The organism is Bradyrhizobium sp. 155 (genome assembly GCF_023101105.1).
GTDB classification, from domain to species: Bacteria; Pseudomonadota; Alphaproteobacteria; order Rhizobiales; family Xanthobacteraceae; genus Bradyrhizobium; species Bradyrhizobium canariense_D.
Window position 1 is genome coordinate 2,930,876 of sequence record NZ_CP064704.1, and the last position, 16,788, is coordinate 2,947,663.

The following is a 16,788-nucleotide window of genomic DNA, read 5'->3' on the forward strand; positions in this document are numbered from 1 at the left end:
GAGGATCGAGTGATGTTACGGAAGATGATGTTGACGGCGCTGGCTGTGGTGGCGGTTGGGTCGTCGATGCCGCAGGCGGCACAAGCGGGCGGTCACGGCGGCTGGGGTCATGGCGGCGGTGGCTGGGGCCATGGTGGCGGCTGGGGTCATGGCGGCCACTGGCATGGCGGTGGCTTCTGGCCAGGCGTCGCCATCGGTGCCGGTATCGCCGGCGCAGGTTACTACGGCGGGTATTACGGCTACGGCCAACCGTATTACGGCAATCCATATTACTATGGTACCGGATACGATGATGGCGGTTATGGCGGCTGCTACGTTGTGCGGAAGCGCGTCATGACGCCATCGGGCTGGCGCGTCCGCCCCGTGGATGTCTGCGAATAGGCGGCGGTACCCGTCAAAAAACAAGGCCGTTGACGCAATATACCGTCAACGACCTTGCCAGCCCCGGACATTGAAATCGGCTCACGCCATCCGGTAACGGCGAGCATCGCTTGGAATCACACGGGCGAATGTGATCCAGTTCACAAGTCCAAAAATTTAAGGGTGGCGGCGCCGGCTGCTCAGCCGCGCGAGCGCTTGCGTGCACTGGCATGGACACGATGCCGTGCAGGTTTCCTGCGGGTAACTGAGGGAGTCTCCGCCTCGCTCGCCCGGGCGCTGGCAAAGGATTGCCGCAGGCCATCGATGGACTCGTTGAGTGTCGAGACCTGCTCGGACAGACGCTTGGTGTCGGCCTGCTGGAATGCGAGCAAGCGCTTCACACTCTGGAGCTGGTCTTGCACGACCTGGAGCTGGTCAATCGATTCCTGCTGGGTTGCCTCCAGCCCCTTGGTCTTCTCGACCAGCTGCTCGGATGCCTGTGCGGTGCGAGCCTGCAGCTGCCGCGACGCCACCACCCGGTCGGTCTCAGGGGCCGCACCGGTATAGGCACGCCAGATCGCGATCGAGGTCACCCCCGCGATCAGGAGCAGGAGCGCGGCGGCGGTCAGCGCGATAGGCTGGGCGCCAAGGCGAAGGAGGGGATGGGACCGCGTGTCCTCTGCGAGATCGATCATCGCTGACAAAACCCAAATTGAAACTTGGTGAGTGGCGAAGACCGGCAACCTGAGGTTACCGGGGCGTCCCGAAAGCGTTACGTGTCGGCAAGGAATGGGACCAAAAAGAGGCTAAGAGCAAAAAAACCAACAATCAGGATGCCTTAGGGCATCCGTGCCCCCGTCAGAGGCAGAGATCAGGGCTGAAACAGCGAAAACGGACCGGAATAGGTCTTCGAGCGCGGCGCCGCGTAGGGCCCGAGCCGGGAGGTCTTCAGTCCCAGTCGCACCAGTGATTCTGCCAAGGTCACCGCGGCGGCGACGCCGTCGATCACGGGCAGGCTGTGCGTGGCGGCGAGTTCATTGGCGAGATCGGCCATGCCGGCGCAACCGAGCACGATGGCCTCTGCGCGATCGTCGCGGATCGCGGCCGTGATTTCCATAGAGATTTTTGCGAGCGCATCGGTGTTGCGCTCCTCGAGCGCGAGCACCGGCACCTCGGCGGCGCGGACGCGCGCGCAGCGTTCGGCGAGGCCGTATTTCCGCAAATTATGCTCGATCGGCACGATGGAGACACCGAGCGTCGTCACCACGGCGAAGCGCGCGGCAATCAGGCTCGCCATGTGGAAGCCGGCCTCGCCAATGCCGATCACTGGTGCCCTTGCCGCAGCGCGCGCGGCGTCGAGGCCGGTGTCGTCGAAGCAGGCGATGACATGCGCATCCGCGCCGTCGCGGTCGGCCTCGCGGATGCAGCCGAGCATGCCCGGCACCGCGAACGCCTCGTCGTAAAATCCCTCGATCGAGACCGGGCCCATCGTGGGCTGGCGCGCATCGATCACGGTGTCGGGCAGGGCGACCGCGCGCGCGGCAGCGGCGATCTTCACCGTCATGGACGCAGTGGTGTTGGGATTGACGACGTGAAGCCGCATCGGATCAGACAAGCCCCTTCTCAGACAAGCCCTTTGCCGGCGTCCGAGCCTTTGGCCGCCTGTCGCTTGTTGAGCATGTGGATGGTGCCAAGCGCAAGCGCGATCACCGTGAACGAGACGGCCGAGATCACGGTGCCGAGCGCATAGAGGTCGGGGTTCGTCACGGTGGTGGTGAGGCCCTGGAGATCGAGAGGCAGCGTGTTCACCGCCCCGATCGCCTGGCTGGAACGCGCGAGTTCGTCCCAGGACAGTGTGAAGCCGAACAGTCCAATGCCGATCACGGAGGGCAGGATGATCGGCAGCACGACATGACGGAACGCCTGCCACGGTGTCGCACCGAGATCGCGCGCGGCTTCCTCGAGCCTGGGATCGAAGCGATTGAAGATCGCGAACATGATGAGAAGGCCGAACGGCAGCGTCCAGGTCAGATGTGCACCGAGGCCCGAGGTGAGCAGACCCATCGAGGTCTCGAAATTCTCGTTCCAATGCGCCTTGATCAGATCGTCGATGATGCGGAATTCAAGCGAGATGCCGAGCGAGGTGATGATCGAGGGCACGATGAGGCTCGCGATCGCGGAGTAGAACAGGATGCTTTGCGCCTTGAACTTGCGGCGAAACGCCATGCCCGCTGCGACCGACAGCACGACGGTGACGATCATCACGATAATGCCAAGCAGCAGCGAACGGCGGAAGGCGGCGCCGAGATCGACGATGCCGGTGCCCTGGAACAATTTTGCGATCCAGAAAGTCGATACACCGTTCATCGGGAAGGTGAGGCCGCCCTGCGGTCCCTGGAACGACAGCACATAGATCGCGATCATCGGGCCGTAGAGGAACAGCGTGTAGGCCGCGAAGAAGATCGCGAGCACGTAGAAAGAGCGCGGGCGTCCTTCCTTCATGCTCTAGAGCTCCTTCTTGATGTCGACGATACGCGACATCATGGTGATGATCAGGAACGTGATGACGAGCAGGATCACGGCATTGGCCGCTGCTGCCGGGAATTGCAGCGCATTCACCCGCGTCTCGATGATCTTGCCGGCGGCCGCGATCTGCTGCCCGCCCATCACGCCGATGGTGATGAAGTCGCCCATCACGATGGTGATGACGAAGATCGAGCCGATCACGATGCCGGGTTTTGCCAGGGGAATGATGACGTTGACTAGCGTCTGGAAACCGGTCGCCCCGGCGTCATAGGCGGCCTCGATGAGCGATTTGTCGATGCGAACCATTGAGTTGAAGATCGGCACCACCATGAAGAAGGTGAAGAGGTGCACCAGCGCCAGCACCACGGAGAATTCGGAGAACAGCAGCCATTCAACGGGATGGTTGATCAGCCCCGTCTTCACCAAGCCTGAGTTGACAAGGCCATTGCGCCCGAGCAGCGGAATCCAGGCGATCATGCGGATCACGTTGGAGGTCCAGAACGGGATCGTGCAGAGCAGCGACAGTCCCATCTGCCAAGTTTTCGACTTGACGTGAAAGGCGAGGAAGTAGGCGACCCAGAAGCCGATGAAGAGTGTGATGACCCACACGAGGAAACAAAGCTTTAGCGTCTTCAGATAAGTCTTGGCGATGGTGCAGAGATCGGGGAGCTGCGCGATGCAGCCCTCGAACGTGTCGGTGTAGCCGCGGCCCGAGAAGGCCGGCAGCAACTGGTATTCGTTGTAGTCCCAGAACGAGACGATGACGACGAAGACGAGCGGGATCAGGAAGAAGGCGAGGAACACCAGCATCATCGGCCCGGCCTGGAGCCAGGAGATGAAGGAGGGTGACAGCCGCGCCGCTTTGCTGCGGCGCGCCGTCTCCGATCCCCGGACCAGGTCCGGAGATGCCTGTTGCAAAATGTCCTCCGACGTGTCCATCAGATTACGCCGCGATGAACTCGTTCCACTTGCGGACCATGTAGTCGTTCTCGTCCATCACGGCGTTCCAGCACGCGACGCCGCCCATGCGGTCCTCGTAGGAGCCGCCGTCGCGCACGGCGCCAGCCTTCTCGAGCAGCGAGCCGTCGGGCGCCTTGATGTCCTTCTCGGCCGCCTTGCCTTCCATCCAATAGGCCCACTCGTAAGGCTCCATATGCGCCTTCGCGGTGGAGAGCACGGCCGAGTAGTAGCCCTGGCGGTTGAGATAGGCGCCGGCATAGCCGGACAGGAACCAGTTGACGAACTCATAGGCCCATTCGAGCTTCGCACCCGAGACGCCCTTGGAGACGCAGAAGCCGGAGGCCCAGGAGCGATAGCCTTCCTTGAGCGGCTGGAAGGTGCAGGCAATCCCCATCGAGCGGACCTTCGTCACCGCCGGCGACCACATCGACTGGATCACGGTCTCGCCCGAGGCCATCAGGTTGACGCTCTCGTTGAAGTCTTTCCAGAAGGCGCGGAACTGGCCTGCCTTCTTGGCCTCGGTCATCACCTTCATGGTGAGATCGATCTCTTCCTTGGTCATGTTGCCCTTGTCGGCATATTTGTACTTGCCGGTGGCTTCCACGACCATCGCGGCATCCATGATGCCGATCGAGGGGATGTTGAGGATCGAGGCCTTGCCCTTGAACTCGGGGTTGAGCAGCTCGGCCCACGAGCTGATCGGACGCTTGATGATATCGGGGCGAATGCCGAGCGTGTCGGCGTTGTAGACGGTCGGGATCAGCGTGACGAACTCGGTGGCAGACGTCGCGAACTTCTTGGAGTCCTTGCCTTCGAGATAGAGCACCTTCCAGGGTGCGGTGCCCTGGCCGCCGATCTTCTTGCCGCCGGGCGTGACGCCCTTGGTGAAGACCGGCGTGATGTTGTCGAATTCCTTGATCTTCCTCGCGTCGAGGGCAAGGATGTTGCCCGACGGCACGATCTTCTTTAGCGCGAAATATTCGGTGTCCAGCACGTCGAAGGAATTCGGCTGGGTCATCACGCGCTTGGTGACGTCGTCGGTGGTCGCGGTGATATATTCGATCTTGATGCCGGTGTCCTTCAGGCACTGCTTGGAGATCTCGTCACCCTCGTTCACTGCGGTGCCGAGATAGCGCAGCACCTTCGGCTCGGCCGACATTACATAGGGAAAGCCTGTGATGGCGCCGGAGCCCGCGGCAAGTCCGGCGAGACCCGCGGTGCTCTTCAGTAGCGTGCGGCGGCTAAGGCCCTTCTTCCTGGTCGTTTCGGTCATATCAGTCACTCCTCTGTTGCGCATTCCGGTGATTGATCGGCGCTATTGCAGACGTTGCGCCTTGGCGGGATCCCAGATGGCCAGCACGCGATCGCCCGGCCGGAACTGGTGGACGTCGAAGGCGGCCTCGGGAAGGTGGGAAAACAGTGCGGTCCCGTCGTCGAGCGTGAGCGAGACGGCGATGTAGGAGCCCTGGTACTCGGTCTGGGTCAGCAGCGCGGGCGCGCCGAAGGCGCCGTCAGTGAACGGCGCGATGCCGAGCTGATCGGCGCGCACGGCGATGAGTTTGCCTGCGTCGCTGAGGACGTTGTGACCGCCGATGAAGCGCGCCACGAATTCGGTGCGGGGGTGATGGAAGATGTCGCGGGCGCTTCCCTGCTGTTCGATCCTGCCCTGGTTCATCACCACGATGTGGTCGGCCAGCGCCATCGCCTCTTCCTGGCCGTGCGTGACCTGAACGAAGCTGATGCCGAGTTCGCGCTGTAGCCGCTTCAATTCGCCGCGCATCCTTACCCGCAGGAACGGATCGAGTGCCGAGAGCGGCTCGTCGAGCAACAGGATCTGCGGCTCGGTGATCAGCGCGCGGGCGAGTGCGACGCGCTGCTGCTGGCCGCCGGACAGCTGTGCGGGGAGGCGGGCCGCATAGGGCGTCATCGCCACCAGCTCGAGCAACTCGCCGGCGCGCTTGTGCCGCGTCGCCCGGTCGATGCCGCGCATTTTCAGGGCAAACGCCACGTTGTCGAGCACGGTGAGGTGCGGAAACAGCGCGTAGGACTGGAACATCATCGCCGTGCCGCGCTTGGCGGGTTCGAGATCCGTGACGTTCTGCGGACCCAGGATGATGTCGCCTTCGCTGACGGCCTCGTGGCCGGCGATCATGCGTAAGGTCGAGGTCTTGCCGCAGCCGGAGGGGCCGAGCAGGCAACAATAGGTGCCGGCCGGGATCTTCAAATTGACGGTGTCGACCGCCAGCGTCGTGTCGTAGCGCTTGGTGACGGCGACCAGTTCGAGGGCGGCGGGAGTGGCCATGGCGTGTCCGGGGCGAGGGCGATGCTGCGCCTCTCTCCGCAAGGTCCATGCCAATCGCGCTTGAATCGTTCTCGGCCGGCCGAATTCCAAAACAGTGCAGCGGAGTCAGATCGTTAGATCGAATCCCACGGGCTTGGGCGGTTCGCTGCCTTCGCAGTTGCGTGCACACAAAACAGGCGCGGATTGTATAAAGTTTCGCCTGTGATTGGATACAGCTGGTCGATTAGGATTCAACGCCCTCGTCGACGATCGAGTCCTCACCCCCATGGCCGTCAAGTCCCGACCGAAATCCGACGCGCCAGATGCGAGCGATCGCGTCAGCCGCATCCGGGAAGGTGTGACTGCGGCGATCCTCGAGCATCGCCTGTTGCCCGGCACGAAACTCGGCGAGGACGAGATCGGCGAGATCTACGGAGCAAGCCGAACGCTGGTTCGCACCGCGCTGCAACAGCTCGCGCATGAAGGCATCGTCAACATCGAGAAGAACCGCGGCGCCTTCGTCGCGCGGCCGACGCCTGCGGACGCCCGCGAAGTGTTCGAGGCGCGCCGCCTGATCGAGCCGACAATCGTCGATCACGCCGTTGACGCGGTGTCGCCGGCCTGGATCGGGCGTCTCCAGCGGCATCTTGCCGAGGAGCGCGAGGCGGAGCTGCGTGGCGATGCGCGTGCTTCGGTCCGCCTCTCCGGCGACTTCCATCGACTCGTCGCCGAGATGAGTGGCCACAGCATCTATCTTGGTTTTCTCAAGGAGCTGATCGCGCGCTCCTCGCTGATCATCCTGCTCTACCGCCGGCACGACACGCCGGCCTGCGGCACCAATCATCACGCCGGAATCGTCGCCGCGATCCGCAAATGCGACAGGGAGGCCGCGCGCGCGCAGATGTTGTCGCATCTGAACGAGATCGAGGCCGAGCTGTTCCTGAAGGATCCCGCCGCCGACGAGTTGCGGCTCGCGGACGTGCTCGGGGTCTGACCTCCAGGAGGTGTCCGCACCCGGCTGGGCGCGGCGACGGCTATTGCGGCTCCAACCCGAGAGTCTTGATCGACTCGAGCCAGACCGGCCCTTCCTTTTCGTAGAGCGCAATCGAGGATGCGCGATCCATGGCCGGCTGGTCGACGCCGAAGGCATCGAGCAGCTTCTGCACGCGCTCCGTCTTGCCGCCTTCGACCATCAGCTTGGCGAGCATGTCGATCCGGTCTGCCGGTATCGTAGCGGGCGCCACCAGCGCGGTAAAACTGATGAGCTGGAAGACATTGCCCGTGACCCCTTGCTCAGCAAATGTCCTGGTCTCGGGCAGCTTCTTCATGCGCACTGGTGTCGGCACGGCAATCGGGCGGCCGATGCCGGTATCGAGCACCGGCAGCGCAGCCTGATAGCTGCCGACCGCCGCCTGGATCACCCCCGCGGCCAAATCCTGCCACATCGGCGCTTCGCCGCGGTAATGCACGATGGAAATGTCGAGACCGAATTGCCGGTTGAGCTCGGCGATCGCAATATGCGCGAACGAGCCGATGCCGTACGAGCCGGCCGTGACCTTGTTGCCACGTGCGTACGCGACGAACTCTTCGATCGTCTTTGCATTGGTGGCGGAATGGACCACCAACGGCAGATGCCCCGAAGGCGTCATCGCGACGATCGTGAAATCCTTGTCCGGATCATAGGCCAGCGATTTCAACAACAGCCGGTTACCGAGCAAGGTGGACGAGATCGTGTACATCAGCGTGTAGCCGTCGGCCGGAGAATCCTTCACCGACTGTGCCGCCAGCGCACCGCTGGCTCCGGTTTTGTTTTCGACAATGACCGGCTGGCCGAGCTTCTGCGAGATATAGTCGCCATAGGCGCGGGCGAAGGCATCGGTGATGCCGCCTGCCGGCGTGGAGACGACGATCTTGATTGCCCGGGTCGGCCACGCTTCGCCCCAAGCCGTTTCAGGGGCGGCCATCGTCAGGCATGCAATCGCGGCAGCCCAAATTCTCGCGGATGTCCGCACTTCAGCCTCCCCTTTTCCCTGTGTCATTGGGCAGCCGGCAGCCACCGCAACGAGGTTTCACACGGGCAGGAAGGGGGTCAAGAAATCAAAATATCGTTTCACTGTGTGAAATGATCATCGCCGACCTGCAGGAGAACCCGGCGCAGCAAGCTTGGCAGCGAGCGCCTCGGCAAGTGCGGAAGCGACCTTCTTCATCGGCGGTACGAAGCGCCGCACACCGTCCTCCAGACCGACCGCCTCGCGAAGCATCATCACGTTCATGCTGCCGAACAGGCGATTCCGCAAAACGACGGGTACGCCGATCGCCCACACTGCGCCCCCGAAGACGCGGCGGCTGTAGGTCTCGTCCATGACTGCGAACCCCGCGCTACGGATCGTGCGCAGCACTTTGGCAAGTCTGCCGGGATTGCGCGCCAGATCGTTCCAGGGCTCCGGACCAAGGGCCAGCCGTGCGGCAATGCGCTCCTGCTCGGCGGGTTCGCAGAAGGCGAGATAGGCGCGTCCCATCGAGGTGCCGAGGACGGGAAAGCGAAAACCCGGCGGGCGGCTGAACAGCAGCGATCCATCAACGCGCGTCGTGTGGGCGATGACCATGGACTCCTGATCGAGCACCGCGATGTCTGACGGCCAATGGATCTGCTTGCGGAATTTGTTCAGGATGGGTTCGGCGATGCCGCCAATCCAGGTCGGCTCATCATAGCCTGCGCTGAGCAGCAGCGCCCGTCCCGTCGGCGCGTAGCTGGCCGGCTCGGTACGACGTACCACATAACCTTCATGTTCCAGCGTCTCGAGCATGCGGACGATCGTTGACTTGTTCAGCCCCGTCGCCTTGTGCAGCGAGCCGACGGTCGACTGCCGTTCCTGATTGATCACCCGAAGGACTTCGAGGCCCCTGGACAACGCGATGACGGGACGGAACGACGTCATGCCAACTCCTTGTGATTGCCTGTGCCGCTAGCCGATGAAGCAACAGCCGGAGGGACAGGGCAGCGCGCTCGACGCCATCGCCACCGATTGCGGGAAGGTTGGCATGAGTCAAGCTCGCTGACGCGTTCATCTCGGTTTCGAGAAGGGCGGGATTCGCAGTCAACTCGATCGCTTGCTGTGCCCAGCGGCAATTTAGTTCCTGTGGTCAAGCTGGATTGTGCGCTCCCAGCCTCGTGTGGACGGTAGGGCGCTGCGACGTCAAGTGACTATTCCTCGCGAGCCACACCGGCTATAGGATGGCGCTCTGTCATCGAACTGTCATGTTACCGTAAATGCTGAAGTCAGACGCAACGCCGGTTCGCAAGGCTCCGAGCGCGCGGGATGGAAATCCTGTTGCAAGGGAAAACAAGAGAACGCAAGTCGTTGCTGGCTTCTTCAGGCAGCGTGAGCCGGCCGAACTCGTCGCGGAACCTGTGATCGATCAGACGCCATTGCAAGACGCGGAACCGGCAACGGAACCACTGCGGTCGAGCGCTGCCGCGCATGGTGCCGGTGAGATCGAGCTCAAGCTTTTCGTCGATGCCGATCGCATGGCGCATTTCAAGGCCGCGCCTGTGATCGCGATGAACGCGCGCAACAAGGGCGCGCGCAAATATCTCAAGTCCGTCTATTACGACACGCCGGAGCGGACGTTGCGTCGCCACGGCTTGAGCTTGCGCGTTCGTCAGAGCGGCGCGCGCTTCGTGCAGACCGTGAAGACCGATGCGGTGGACGATCCGCTCCGCCGTGGTGAGTGGGAGATGAGGGTACTGTCGCTTGCGCCCGATCTCGGTTTGGCAATGCCGTTCATTCCCGAGAAGCTTCGCGGCAACCTGGAAGCGCAGCCGCTCGAATCGGTCTTCACTGCCGATGTCCATCGCCATGCGCGGCCGATCGAACTGCCGTCAGGCACGGTCGAGATCGCCTTCGACCAGGGTGAGTTGACGGCCGGCGACCGTTCACTGCCGGTGAGCGAGATCGAGCTGGAGCTCAAGAGCGGCAGCGCGAGCGCGGTCTACGAGATCGCGCTGCGGCTCGCGGAGCACGGCGACGTAAAGCCGTCCATTCGCTCCAAATCGGCACGCGGCTTCGATCTTGCCGCCGACAAGCCACCCTCGGCGCGGCGTCCGCGAAAACTTCGTCTCGATCCGTCGGTGACATTGGACGAGGCGTTCGCGACAATCCTGCGTTCCTGCTTCCTCCATTTGCTTCAGTCGCTGCCGGCGGCCGAGGATGGCCGCAATCCGGAAGGAATCCATCAGCTGCGCGTCTCGCTGCGCCGGCTTCGATCGGCGTTGGATCTGATGGGGTCGGTCGGCGCGCTCAGCAATCTCGATGCGCTGCGGTTGGAAGCCAGATGGCTGGCGCAAGAGCTCTCCGCCGCGCGCGACTGGGATGTGTTCCGGCTCGATACCTTGCCGAAGATCGCAACAGCCTGTCCGTCGGTCGCGGGCTTCGATGCACTGGGCCTGGCTGCGGCCGGGCGCCAGTCCGACGCCTATCGCAAGGCGCATGGCGCCCTCGAAGATCGCCGCTGCGCCATGTTCCTGCTCGGCCTCGGCAACTGGATCGAGGCGCGCGGCTGGCGCAACGACGTCGCCACCGAGGATCTCGGCCAGCTCGCCGAACCCGCGGCCGACTTCGCGGCACGCATCCTATCGGCGCAATACGCCAAGGTGCTCAAGCGCGGCCGCCGCTTCAAGTCGCTTTCCGCCGAACAGTTGCACCGCCTGCGGCTCGCGACCAAGCGGCTGCGCTATCTCAGCGAGTTTCTGCTGCCGCTGTTCGCAGACCGCAAATCCACGCGAAAATTCTCGCGAAGGCTCGCCGGCTTGCAGGAGCAGCTTGGCGCCGTCAACGACATGGCGGTTACGGCATCATTGCTGGACGGGCTTGATACCGAGCCCGACGGCACCATCGCCGCGGCGGCGATCGCAGGCTGGCAGGCGCGCGCGTCGATCGGGGTGCAACCCGTCCTGCAAAGCACATGGCGCGATTTCACCGTCGCGCGCGTGCCCTGGTCGCGGCAGGCGCCGCAGAACTAAGCGAAGTACACCCTAACAAAGTTGCGGCCAGCCATTGGGGGATGGCTGGCCGCGCGCGAACCGGTCTGGGACGGGGAGGGGTGGGGATGTGACCGGGTCGCGTATCTCTTTCGTTTGTCTCTACTGATCCCTTGCGCTGGCGGTGGAGACCGCCGGCTTGGTGTCGCCGAGCGAGACCCAGACATTGGGATCGCTCTGCGACTGGCGCTTGACGAAGCGGTAGCCGGTCTCCGTCCAGGCAACGACGTTCTCGTTCTGATTGTCGAGAACGAACTCGCCCTTGTCGGTCTTCACCGTCAGCACCGCGTGTCCTTCGCCCTTCTTGTCGCGCACGACGGTGATGAGCAGGGCCTCGCGCGGCCATCCGGCATCGATCAGCATCTTGCGCTTCAACAGCACGTAGTCCTCGCAGTCGCCGTAACCGTCCGACGGCAGCGACCACTTTTCGATCACGCCCCAGTGCTCCTGGTCGGTCAAAGGCTTGACGGTCTCGTTGACCCAGCGATTGACCTTGACGAGGTCGCGCCATGCAGCCTGCGACATCACGATGTCACGCGGTTGCGTCGGTGCGCCCTGGCACTGAGCGGCATTGTCCGCACAGAACTCGACCCAGCCGATCGGCGCACGCGTGGTGTCGCCGAGGCTTGCGTAGAGCAGACGGCCTTCGCCGGCCTGCGCTGCCGCGCTCATTCCGAAGAGCATGGCGGCGAGCGCCAATCCCTTCCCCTGTCCCCTGAAATCAAACATTGCGGCCCCCGTTTCTTGTTGGGACCACATTGCGCAGGCAGCTTTTGAGTTGCCGCTAAGTCAGTCAAGTCAAGTCGAGACGAATGCAAGTAAAACACGCGGCGAATTCGATCTATACTTGAGTCAAATTTGAATAAAATTCGATATGACTGCAATTGATTCAAATTTTATGGATTAACGCGGAAACGCTGGCGGAACCGTTGTTTGCACGCTCCCGCAGCCTCCGCGTTAACCCGCGCGAGCCTCGACGCCACCCATGAAAAAGGCGGCGTCCGCATCGCGGAGGCCGCCTTCAGTACTGGAAATGCAGTGGTTTTGGTGCCTTCGCGCTTTACCGCGCGGTAACGCTCTCTTCGAGAGTTTCAATTGGCTGCGAATGCATGAACTCGAGCGCGAAGCCATCTTCGAGGTTTCGGACCACGCGGCCCTGCACCCGGCCGAGCAGAACCGTCGATTTCAGCGGGGGGCGGTTCTCCGCGGCGATGGCGGCGCCCGACAGCGAGAGGTCGATGATGCGGCAGGTCATCTTGGTGCCGTCCTCGAGCGTCAGCACCGCGATCGGATTGCGCGGCACGATACGATCGTGGCGGCGGTCTTCCGGCAAATTGAGGATGTCGCGGTTGGCCAGCCAGGTCAGCTGTGCGGCGAGCTTGTCGCGCTTTCGCGGCGTGGCACCGACCGTCATGGCGAAGCCATTGTCGATGATGCGGGTGATCTTGCCCTCGACGCGCCCGATATGGTCGAGATAGGCGACCACGCGGTCGCCGACATTGCCGATGCCGGGGGCCAGCAGCGCCAGCCCGCCCGGCGACATGTTGATCACCTGGCAGGGGAATTCACGGCGGTCCGGCAGCATGTAGCGGCCGAGCAGGTGAACCTTCACCCGCTGGAAACGCCGACGTTCCTCGGCGGCCGGAAGAAATTTTTTGTGCGCCAACGCCATTTTCACAACCCGACCCCCCGCCTGGCGGAGTCCGGGACGACCCTAAGGTGCACAGGGTTAATGCCGCGTTAGGATCGGGCACGGCGGTGACGAACAGACACAATGCGTTCGAAAAGCCACATCAGGGGCGGGCAGGCCAGCACTGTCAGCGCGCCGAGGTCGAGCGCGACCGCGGCCGTGCCGGCCGATTTGGCGAGCCGGCCCGCCACCGCCGGCCCCAGCATCATCGCGGCATAGAAGAGAGTGTAGAACACGCCCATCCCCATCGCCCTGGTTTGCGGCACGAGCACGCGGGCGGTCAGGCTCATGATCGGGCCGGCCGGATGGCCGCCGATCAGGCCGATCAGGACGAGGATCGTGATCACGGCGTCGGACCGGGTCAGCCAGGCCAGCAGCCCGGCGACCATCAGGCTGGCCGCGATCGCCAGCACGAAGGGGCGCTTGAAGCGATCGGCGAGATAGCCGCCTGCCGGCACCGAGATCACCGACAGCCACATCACGAGGCTGATCGCCGATCCCGCCGCGGCAATGCTCCAGCCTCGCTCGGCGAGCAGCGAGGGGCCGAACGAGAAGATCATGGCGAAGCCGACATTATAGAGGCCCCAGATCGCGCCTGCGACGATCACCGCCAGAAGCGCGAGCGGATCAAGCCGCCCGGAGCCGGCCGCGCTGGCGGTTGCTCCCGGCGGTGCTTGGTAGAACGTGATCAGCACAATGCCGATCGCGGTAAGCGCGCCGGCCACGAGGAACACGGCGCCCGCGCCATAGGCCGTGCCGATCGCCGGCAACACCAGGAGCGAGATCGCAACGCCGGCCGGCCAGGAGTTGACGAAGATCGCCATTGCGGTGGCGATCTCCTTCCCCGCGAACCAGTCAGTGCCCATCTTGGTGAGCTGCACGGTCAGCAGCACGCCGCCGGCGCCGGAGGCGAGCCGGCCCGCCATCTGCCAGCCCCAGACGTCGGTGGTGGCCATGACGAGGCTGCCCGCCGTCATCAGCAGCAGCGCCAGGATCGTGGTGGGCTTGTCGCCAAGCGTCCGGCCGATCGCGCCGCCCGGCAGCGCCAGCACGATGCCCGGTGTGAAATAGAGTCCGATCAGGATGCCGATATCGGCGAGCCCGACGCCGAAGCTCTGCTGCAGCAGCGGCGCGACCGCGGCCACGCTCTGGAACTGGAATGCGATGGTGAGGCGAACGACGAACAGGATCGCAAGTATGCCCCAGCGATTGCGCAACGCTTCATCTCCCCAAACCCTGTATCGAGCGTGCGGTGGGGAGACGCCGGAGTCAACCGGCCGTCTTCCTCGTCGCGCGCCCATAGAGAAGACATAGCAGTGCCAGCAGCACTGCGGCTGAGAGCCCGAGCGACCAGTGGATGCCGATCGCCGCACCGAACAGTCCGACCGTGATGCCGCTGAACGCCCGCATCCCAAGCCCCGCCATGTTGTAGAGGCCGACGACGCGACCGCGAATGTCGGACGGCGCGTTCAACTGCACCAGCGCCTGCGCCATGGTATTGAACGACAGCTCGAAGAAGCCTGCAAAGAACAACAGCACGATCGCGACCGGATAGATCCGCACCGAGGCGAAGCCGAGCAGCGCCACGCTCCACAGCATGGCGAGCATGATCGCGATGCGCGGCGTGCCCTTGAGCCGCCCCCAGGATTCCAGCGCGATGCCGGCGAGCAGTGCGCCGGCGGCATCGGCCGCGAGCAGCACGCTGTAGGAGATTCCGGGATCGCCGTGGCCGAGATCGCCGGCAAAGCCCGGAATCTGGGCGTGATAGGCATTGCCGATCATGAAGGAGGTGAGGCCGGCGAGCCATGTCATCGCCGTCAGCACCGGCTGCGTGCCGATGGCGCGGATGGTCAGCATGATGTCGGCAAGGCCGCGCACGGCGAAGCGCCGCACGGCGACACTCTTGTCCCGCACCGGCGCCCAGAACAGCCACAGCAGCATCGGCAGATAGAACAGCGTGTTGAAGATAATGCCATGCGAGGTGCCGAGCGTCAGCATGATAATGCCGCCGACGGCAGGTCCGACCAAAATGCCGAGATAGCGCGCCATCGCATTCAGCCGCACCGCGCTCGGAAGATCGGCCGGACCGACGAGATCATAGAGCAGCAGCTGGTTCGGCGTCTGCCACAACACGCCGGCGCAGCCATGGATCACCAGCAGCAGCATGGCGTGCCACATCTCGATGGCGTCGGTGATGAAGAAGAAACCCCATCCAGCCGAGGCCACGATGAACAGCAGCATGCCGCATTGAATGATGCGGCGCGGATCGACCCGGTCCGCCAGCCCGCCAACCGCGACCGAGAACAGCAGGAACGGCAACCAGTGCGACAGCACGGCAAAACCCGCCAGCGCCGGCGAATGGAATTTCTGGAACACCACCCAATAGCTGATCACATGCTCGATATTGTCGGCCATCATCGCCAGCACGTAAGCGATGAACTGGAGCCGGTAGGGCACCGACCTCATCGCTGCGAACGAGCCGGACGCGACCACGGGATTTTGAGGGAGGGGGTTCAAGCGGGCACCTGGGGTGGGACTTTGGCGCCGTGCCTACACGTTCGCCGTCGAGCGCTCAAGGCACTTGGGTGTGTGGAGACCAGGGTCCCGTAGCCCGGATGAGCGAAGCGATATCCGGGAATGCTGGCCCCGCATGTCGCTTCGCTCATGCGGGTTACGAGACCGCGGCTTGGCACCAGCGCGCATCTCACATACGCTTCGCTTCAGCCCGCACCAATCAATCATAACAGACGGGCAGCGAGGACACGCCATGGACCAGATCCGCGTCTGCACCCACGCAGGGCCGGGCAGCGAACCCGTCATTCGCACCGTGCCGTGGCCGAAGGTCGGCAAGAGGGCCGCGCTGATCAAGGTCGGCGCGTGCGGCGTCTGCGGCACGGACCTGCACATTCTGAAGGGGCATTGGCCGAAGCCGCTGCCGTGGCCGTTCACGCTCGGCCACGAGCTCGGCGGAATCATCGTCGAATGCGGCGACGAATTCACCGAGGACTTCATGAGCAAGCCGCTCAAGGTCGGATCAAAAGTGATGATCCCGCCGCTGATGCCCTGCGGCAGCTGCTATTACTGCATCCATTATCCCCTGACCGCCAACAAATGCCTGACGCCGGTCTATTACGGCCGCTATCTCGGCTTCGACAAGGCGCCTCACATGTGGGGCGGCTGGGCCGAATATGTCTATGTCGATCTCGACATGCTGCCGGGCACCAAGATCTACAAATTGCCTGACGACATGTCGCTGCGGTTGGGTGCGCTGTCGGAGCCGCTGACGTCCTGCATCCGCGCCTTCAATCGCGCCAGCCGCGCCGGCGGTTTTTCCTGGGGCGACACTGTGGTGATCCAGGGCTCGGGCCCGATCGGCATTCTCGCGGTCGCCGCCGCGCAGGAGATGGGAGCAGGGCGCGTGATCTGCGTCGGGGCGCCGGAGGAGCCGCGGCTCAAGCTCGCGCGCGAGTTCGGCGCCGAGGCGACGGTGAACATCGAGGAGATCAAATCGCCCGAGGCACGCATCGCGCGCGTGCGCGACATCGTCGGCGGCTTCGGCGCCGATCTGGTGATGGATTGCTCGGGCCATCCCTCCGCCGGCCCCGAAGGCATCGAGATGCTGCGCGACGGTGGCACTTATGTCGAGATGGGACAGTTCACCGACGCCGGCTCGATCGAGACTTCATGGCACCGCATCTGCACCAAGGATATCAACGTGCTGGGCTCCTGGGGTTTTACCGCCAACGATCTGCCGCTCGGCGTCGACATGCTCCATCGCACGGCGGGCAAATATCCCTGGCTGAAGATGCAGACAATCTATCCGTTCACGGAAGAAGGCGTCGCACAGGCGGTCAGGGATGCCATGGCGATGAAGACGGTGAAGTCGACTATCGTGCCGTGGCCGGAATTGGTGGAGTGAAGAGCACGCTA

17 protein-coding genes are annotated in these 16,788 nt (G+C 63.6%); 4 read left to right on the forward strand and 13 right to left on the reverse strand.

Translation table 11 applies throughout. The features are described 5' to 3' along the window. The first annotated feature begins 12 nt into the window (after positions 1-12). Entirely contained in the window at positions 13-381 is a 369-nt protein-coding gene (locus IVA93_RS14185; RefSeq protein WP_247367965.1) for a hypothetical protein, read from the forward strand. Between the two features lie 179 nt (positions 382-560). Here the strand turns inward: IVA93_RS14185 and IVA93_RS14190 are convergent, their stop codons facing one another. The 6 genes from IVA93_RS14190 to IVA93_RS14215 form a co-directional block, all read right to left on the reverse strand. Beyond that, positions 561-1,055, reverse strand: a complete 495-nt coding sequence (locus tag IVA93_RS14190; protein WP_247367967.1) for a hypothetical protein — start codon at positions 1,053-1,055, stop codon at positions 561-563. Positions 1,056-1,231: 176 nt separating this feature from the next. Further along, positions 1,232-1,963: an aspartate/glutamate racemase family protein gene (locus tag IVA93_RS14195; RefSeq protein ID WP_247368074.1), complete on the reverse strand. Its 732-nt coding sequence runs from the start codon at positions 1,961-1,963 to the stop codon at positions 1,232-1,234. A 20-nt stretch (positions 1,964-1,983) separates the two neighbouring features. Next, positions 1,984-2,862 (reverse strand): ABC transporter permease, encoded by an 879-nt coding sequence (locus tag IVA93_RS14200; RefSeq protein ID WP_247367969.1) that lies wholly within the window; start codon positions 2,860-2,862, stop codon positions 1,984-1,986. Between the two features lie 3 nt (positions 2,863-2,865). Further along, positions 2,866-3,825 (reverse strand): ABC transporter permease, encoded by a 960-nt coding sequence (locus IVA93_RS14205; protein ID WP_007602562.1) that lies wholly within the window; start codon positions 3,823-3,825, stop codon positions 2,866-2,868. Between the two features lie 4 nt (positions 3,826-3,829). Further along, positions 3,830-5,119 (reverse strand): ABC transporter substrate-binding protein, encoded by a 1,290-nt coding sequence (locus tag IVA93_RS14210; RefSeq protein WP_007602563.1) that lies wholly within the window; start codon positions 5,117-5,119, stop codon positions 3,830-3,832. A 42-nt stretch (positions 5,120-5,161) separates the two neighbouring features. After that, complete coding sequence (locus tag IVA93_RS14215) at positions 5,162-6,148, reverse strand: ABC transporter ATP-binding protein (protein ID WP_018455340.1); 987 nt, start codon at positions 6,146-6,148, stop codon at positions 5,162-5,164. Positions 6,149-6,413: 265 nt separating this feature from the next. Here IVA93_RS14215 and IVA93_RS14220 point away from each other — a divergent pair, with 265 nt between their 5' ends. Continuing rightward, positions 6,414-7,121, forward strand: coding sequence for a GntR family transcriptional regulator (locus tag IVA93_RS14220; RefSeq protein ID WP_018455341.1), 708 nt, complete (start codon positions 6,414-6,416; stop codon positions 7,119-7,121). 40 nt (positions 7,122-7,161) lie between these two features. On the opposite strand, the gene IVA93_RS14225 is transcribed toward IVA93_RS14220, so the two are convergent. The 3 genes from IVA93_RS14225 to IVA93_RS41185 all read right to left on the reverse strand — a co-directional run bounded on the left by IVA93_RS14225 (position 7,162) and on the right by IVA93_RS41185 (position 9,665). Then, positions 7,162-8,091 carry a Bug family tripartite tricarboxylate transporter substrate binding protein gene (locus IVA93_RS14225; protein ID WP_247367970.1) on the reverse strand — a complete coding sequence of 310 codons (930 nt, stop codon included), beginning with the start codon at positions 8,089-8,091 and terminating at the stop codon, positions 7,162-7,164. A gap of 162 nt (positions 8,092-8,253) precedes the next feature. Then, entirely contained in the window at positions 8,254-9,066 is an 813-nt protein-coding gene (locus IVA93_RS14230) for a helix-turn-helix domain-containing protein (protein ID WP_247367974.1), read from the reverse strand. 341 nt (positions 9,067-9,407) lie between these two features. After that, entirely contained in the window at positions 9,408-9,665 is a 258-nt protein-coding gene (locus IVA93_RS41185) for a hypothetical protein (RefSeq protein WP_018455344.1), read from the reverse strand. Here IVA93_RS41185 and IVA93_RS14235 point away from each other — a divergent pair. Next, complete coding sequence (locus IVA93_RS14235) at positions 9,657-11,150, forward strand: CYTH and CHAD domain-containing protein (protein ID WP_524536867.1); 1,494 nt, start codon at positions 9,657-9,659, stop codon at positions 11,148-11,150. The genes IVA93_RS41185 and IVA93_RS14235 overlap by 9 nt on opposite strands. Positions 11,151-11,270: 120 nt before the next feature. Here the strand turns inward: IVA93_RS14235 and IVA93_RS14240 are convergent, their stop codons facing one another. The 4 genes from IVA93_RS14240 to IVA93_RS14255 all read right to left on the reverse strand — a co-directional run bounded on the left by IVA93_RS14240 (position 11,271) and on the right by IVA93_RS14255 (position 15,375). Continuing rightward, the gene (locus IVA93_RS14240) at positions 11,271-11,897 is read right to left on the reverse strand and encodes a transglutaminase-like cysteine peptidase (protein ID WP_026232931.1); all 627 of its coding nucleotides are present in this window, start codon (positions 11,895-11,897) and stop codon (positions 11,271-11,273) included. Between the two features lie 331 nt (positions 11,898-12,228). Next, positions 12,229-12,840: a PilZ domain-containing protein gene (locus IVA93_RS14245; protein WP_007602573.1), complete on the reverse strand. Its 612-nt coding sequence runs from the start codon at positions 12,838-12,840 to the stop codon at positions 12,229-12,231. A gap of 68 nt (positions 12,841-12,908) precedes the next feature. Continuing rightward, positions 12,909-14,075 (reverse strand): MFS transporter, encoded by a 1,167-nt coding sequence (locus IVA93_RS14250; protein ID WP_247411116.1) that lies wholly within the window; start codon positions 14,073-14,075, stop codon positions 12,909-12,911. 52 nt (positions 14,076-14,127) lie between these two features. Next, positions 14,128-15,375: an MFS transporter gene (locus IVA93_RS14255; protein ID WP_256464734.1), complete on the reverse strand. Its 1,248-nt coding sequence runs from the start codon at positions 15,373-15,375 to the stop codon at positions 14,128-14,130. A 250-nt stretch (positions 15,376-15,625) separates the two neighbouring features. Here IVA93_RS14255 and IVA93_RS14260 point away from each other — a divergent pair, with 250 nt between their 5' ends. Then, complete coding sequence (locus tag IVA93_RS14260; protein WP_085385017.1) at positions 15,626-16,777, forward strand: zinc-binding dehydrogenase; 1,152 nt, start codon at positions 15,626-15,628, stop codon at positions 16,775-16,777. The last annotated feature ends 11 nt before the right edge of the window (positions 16,778-16,788 follow it).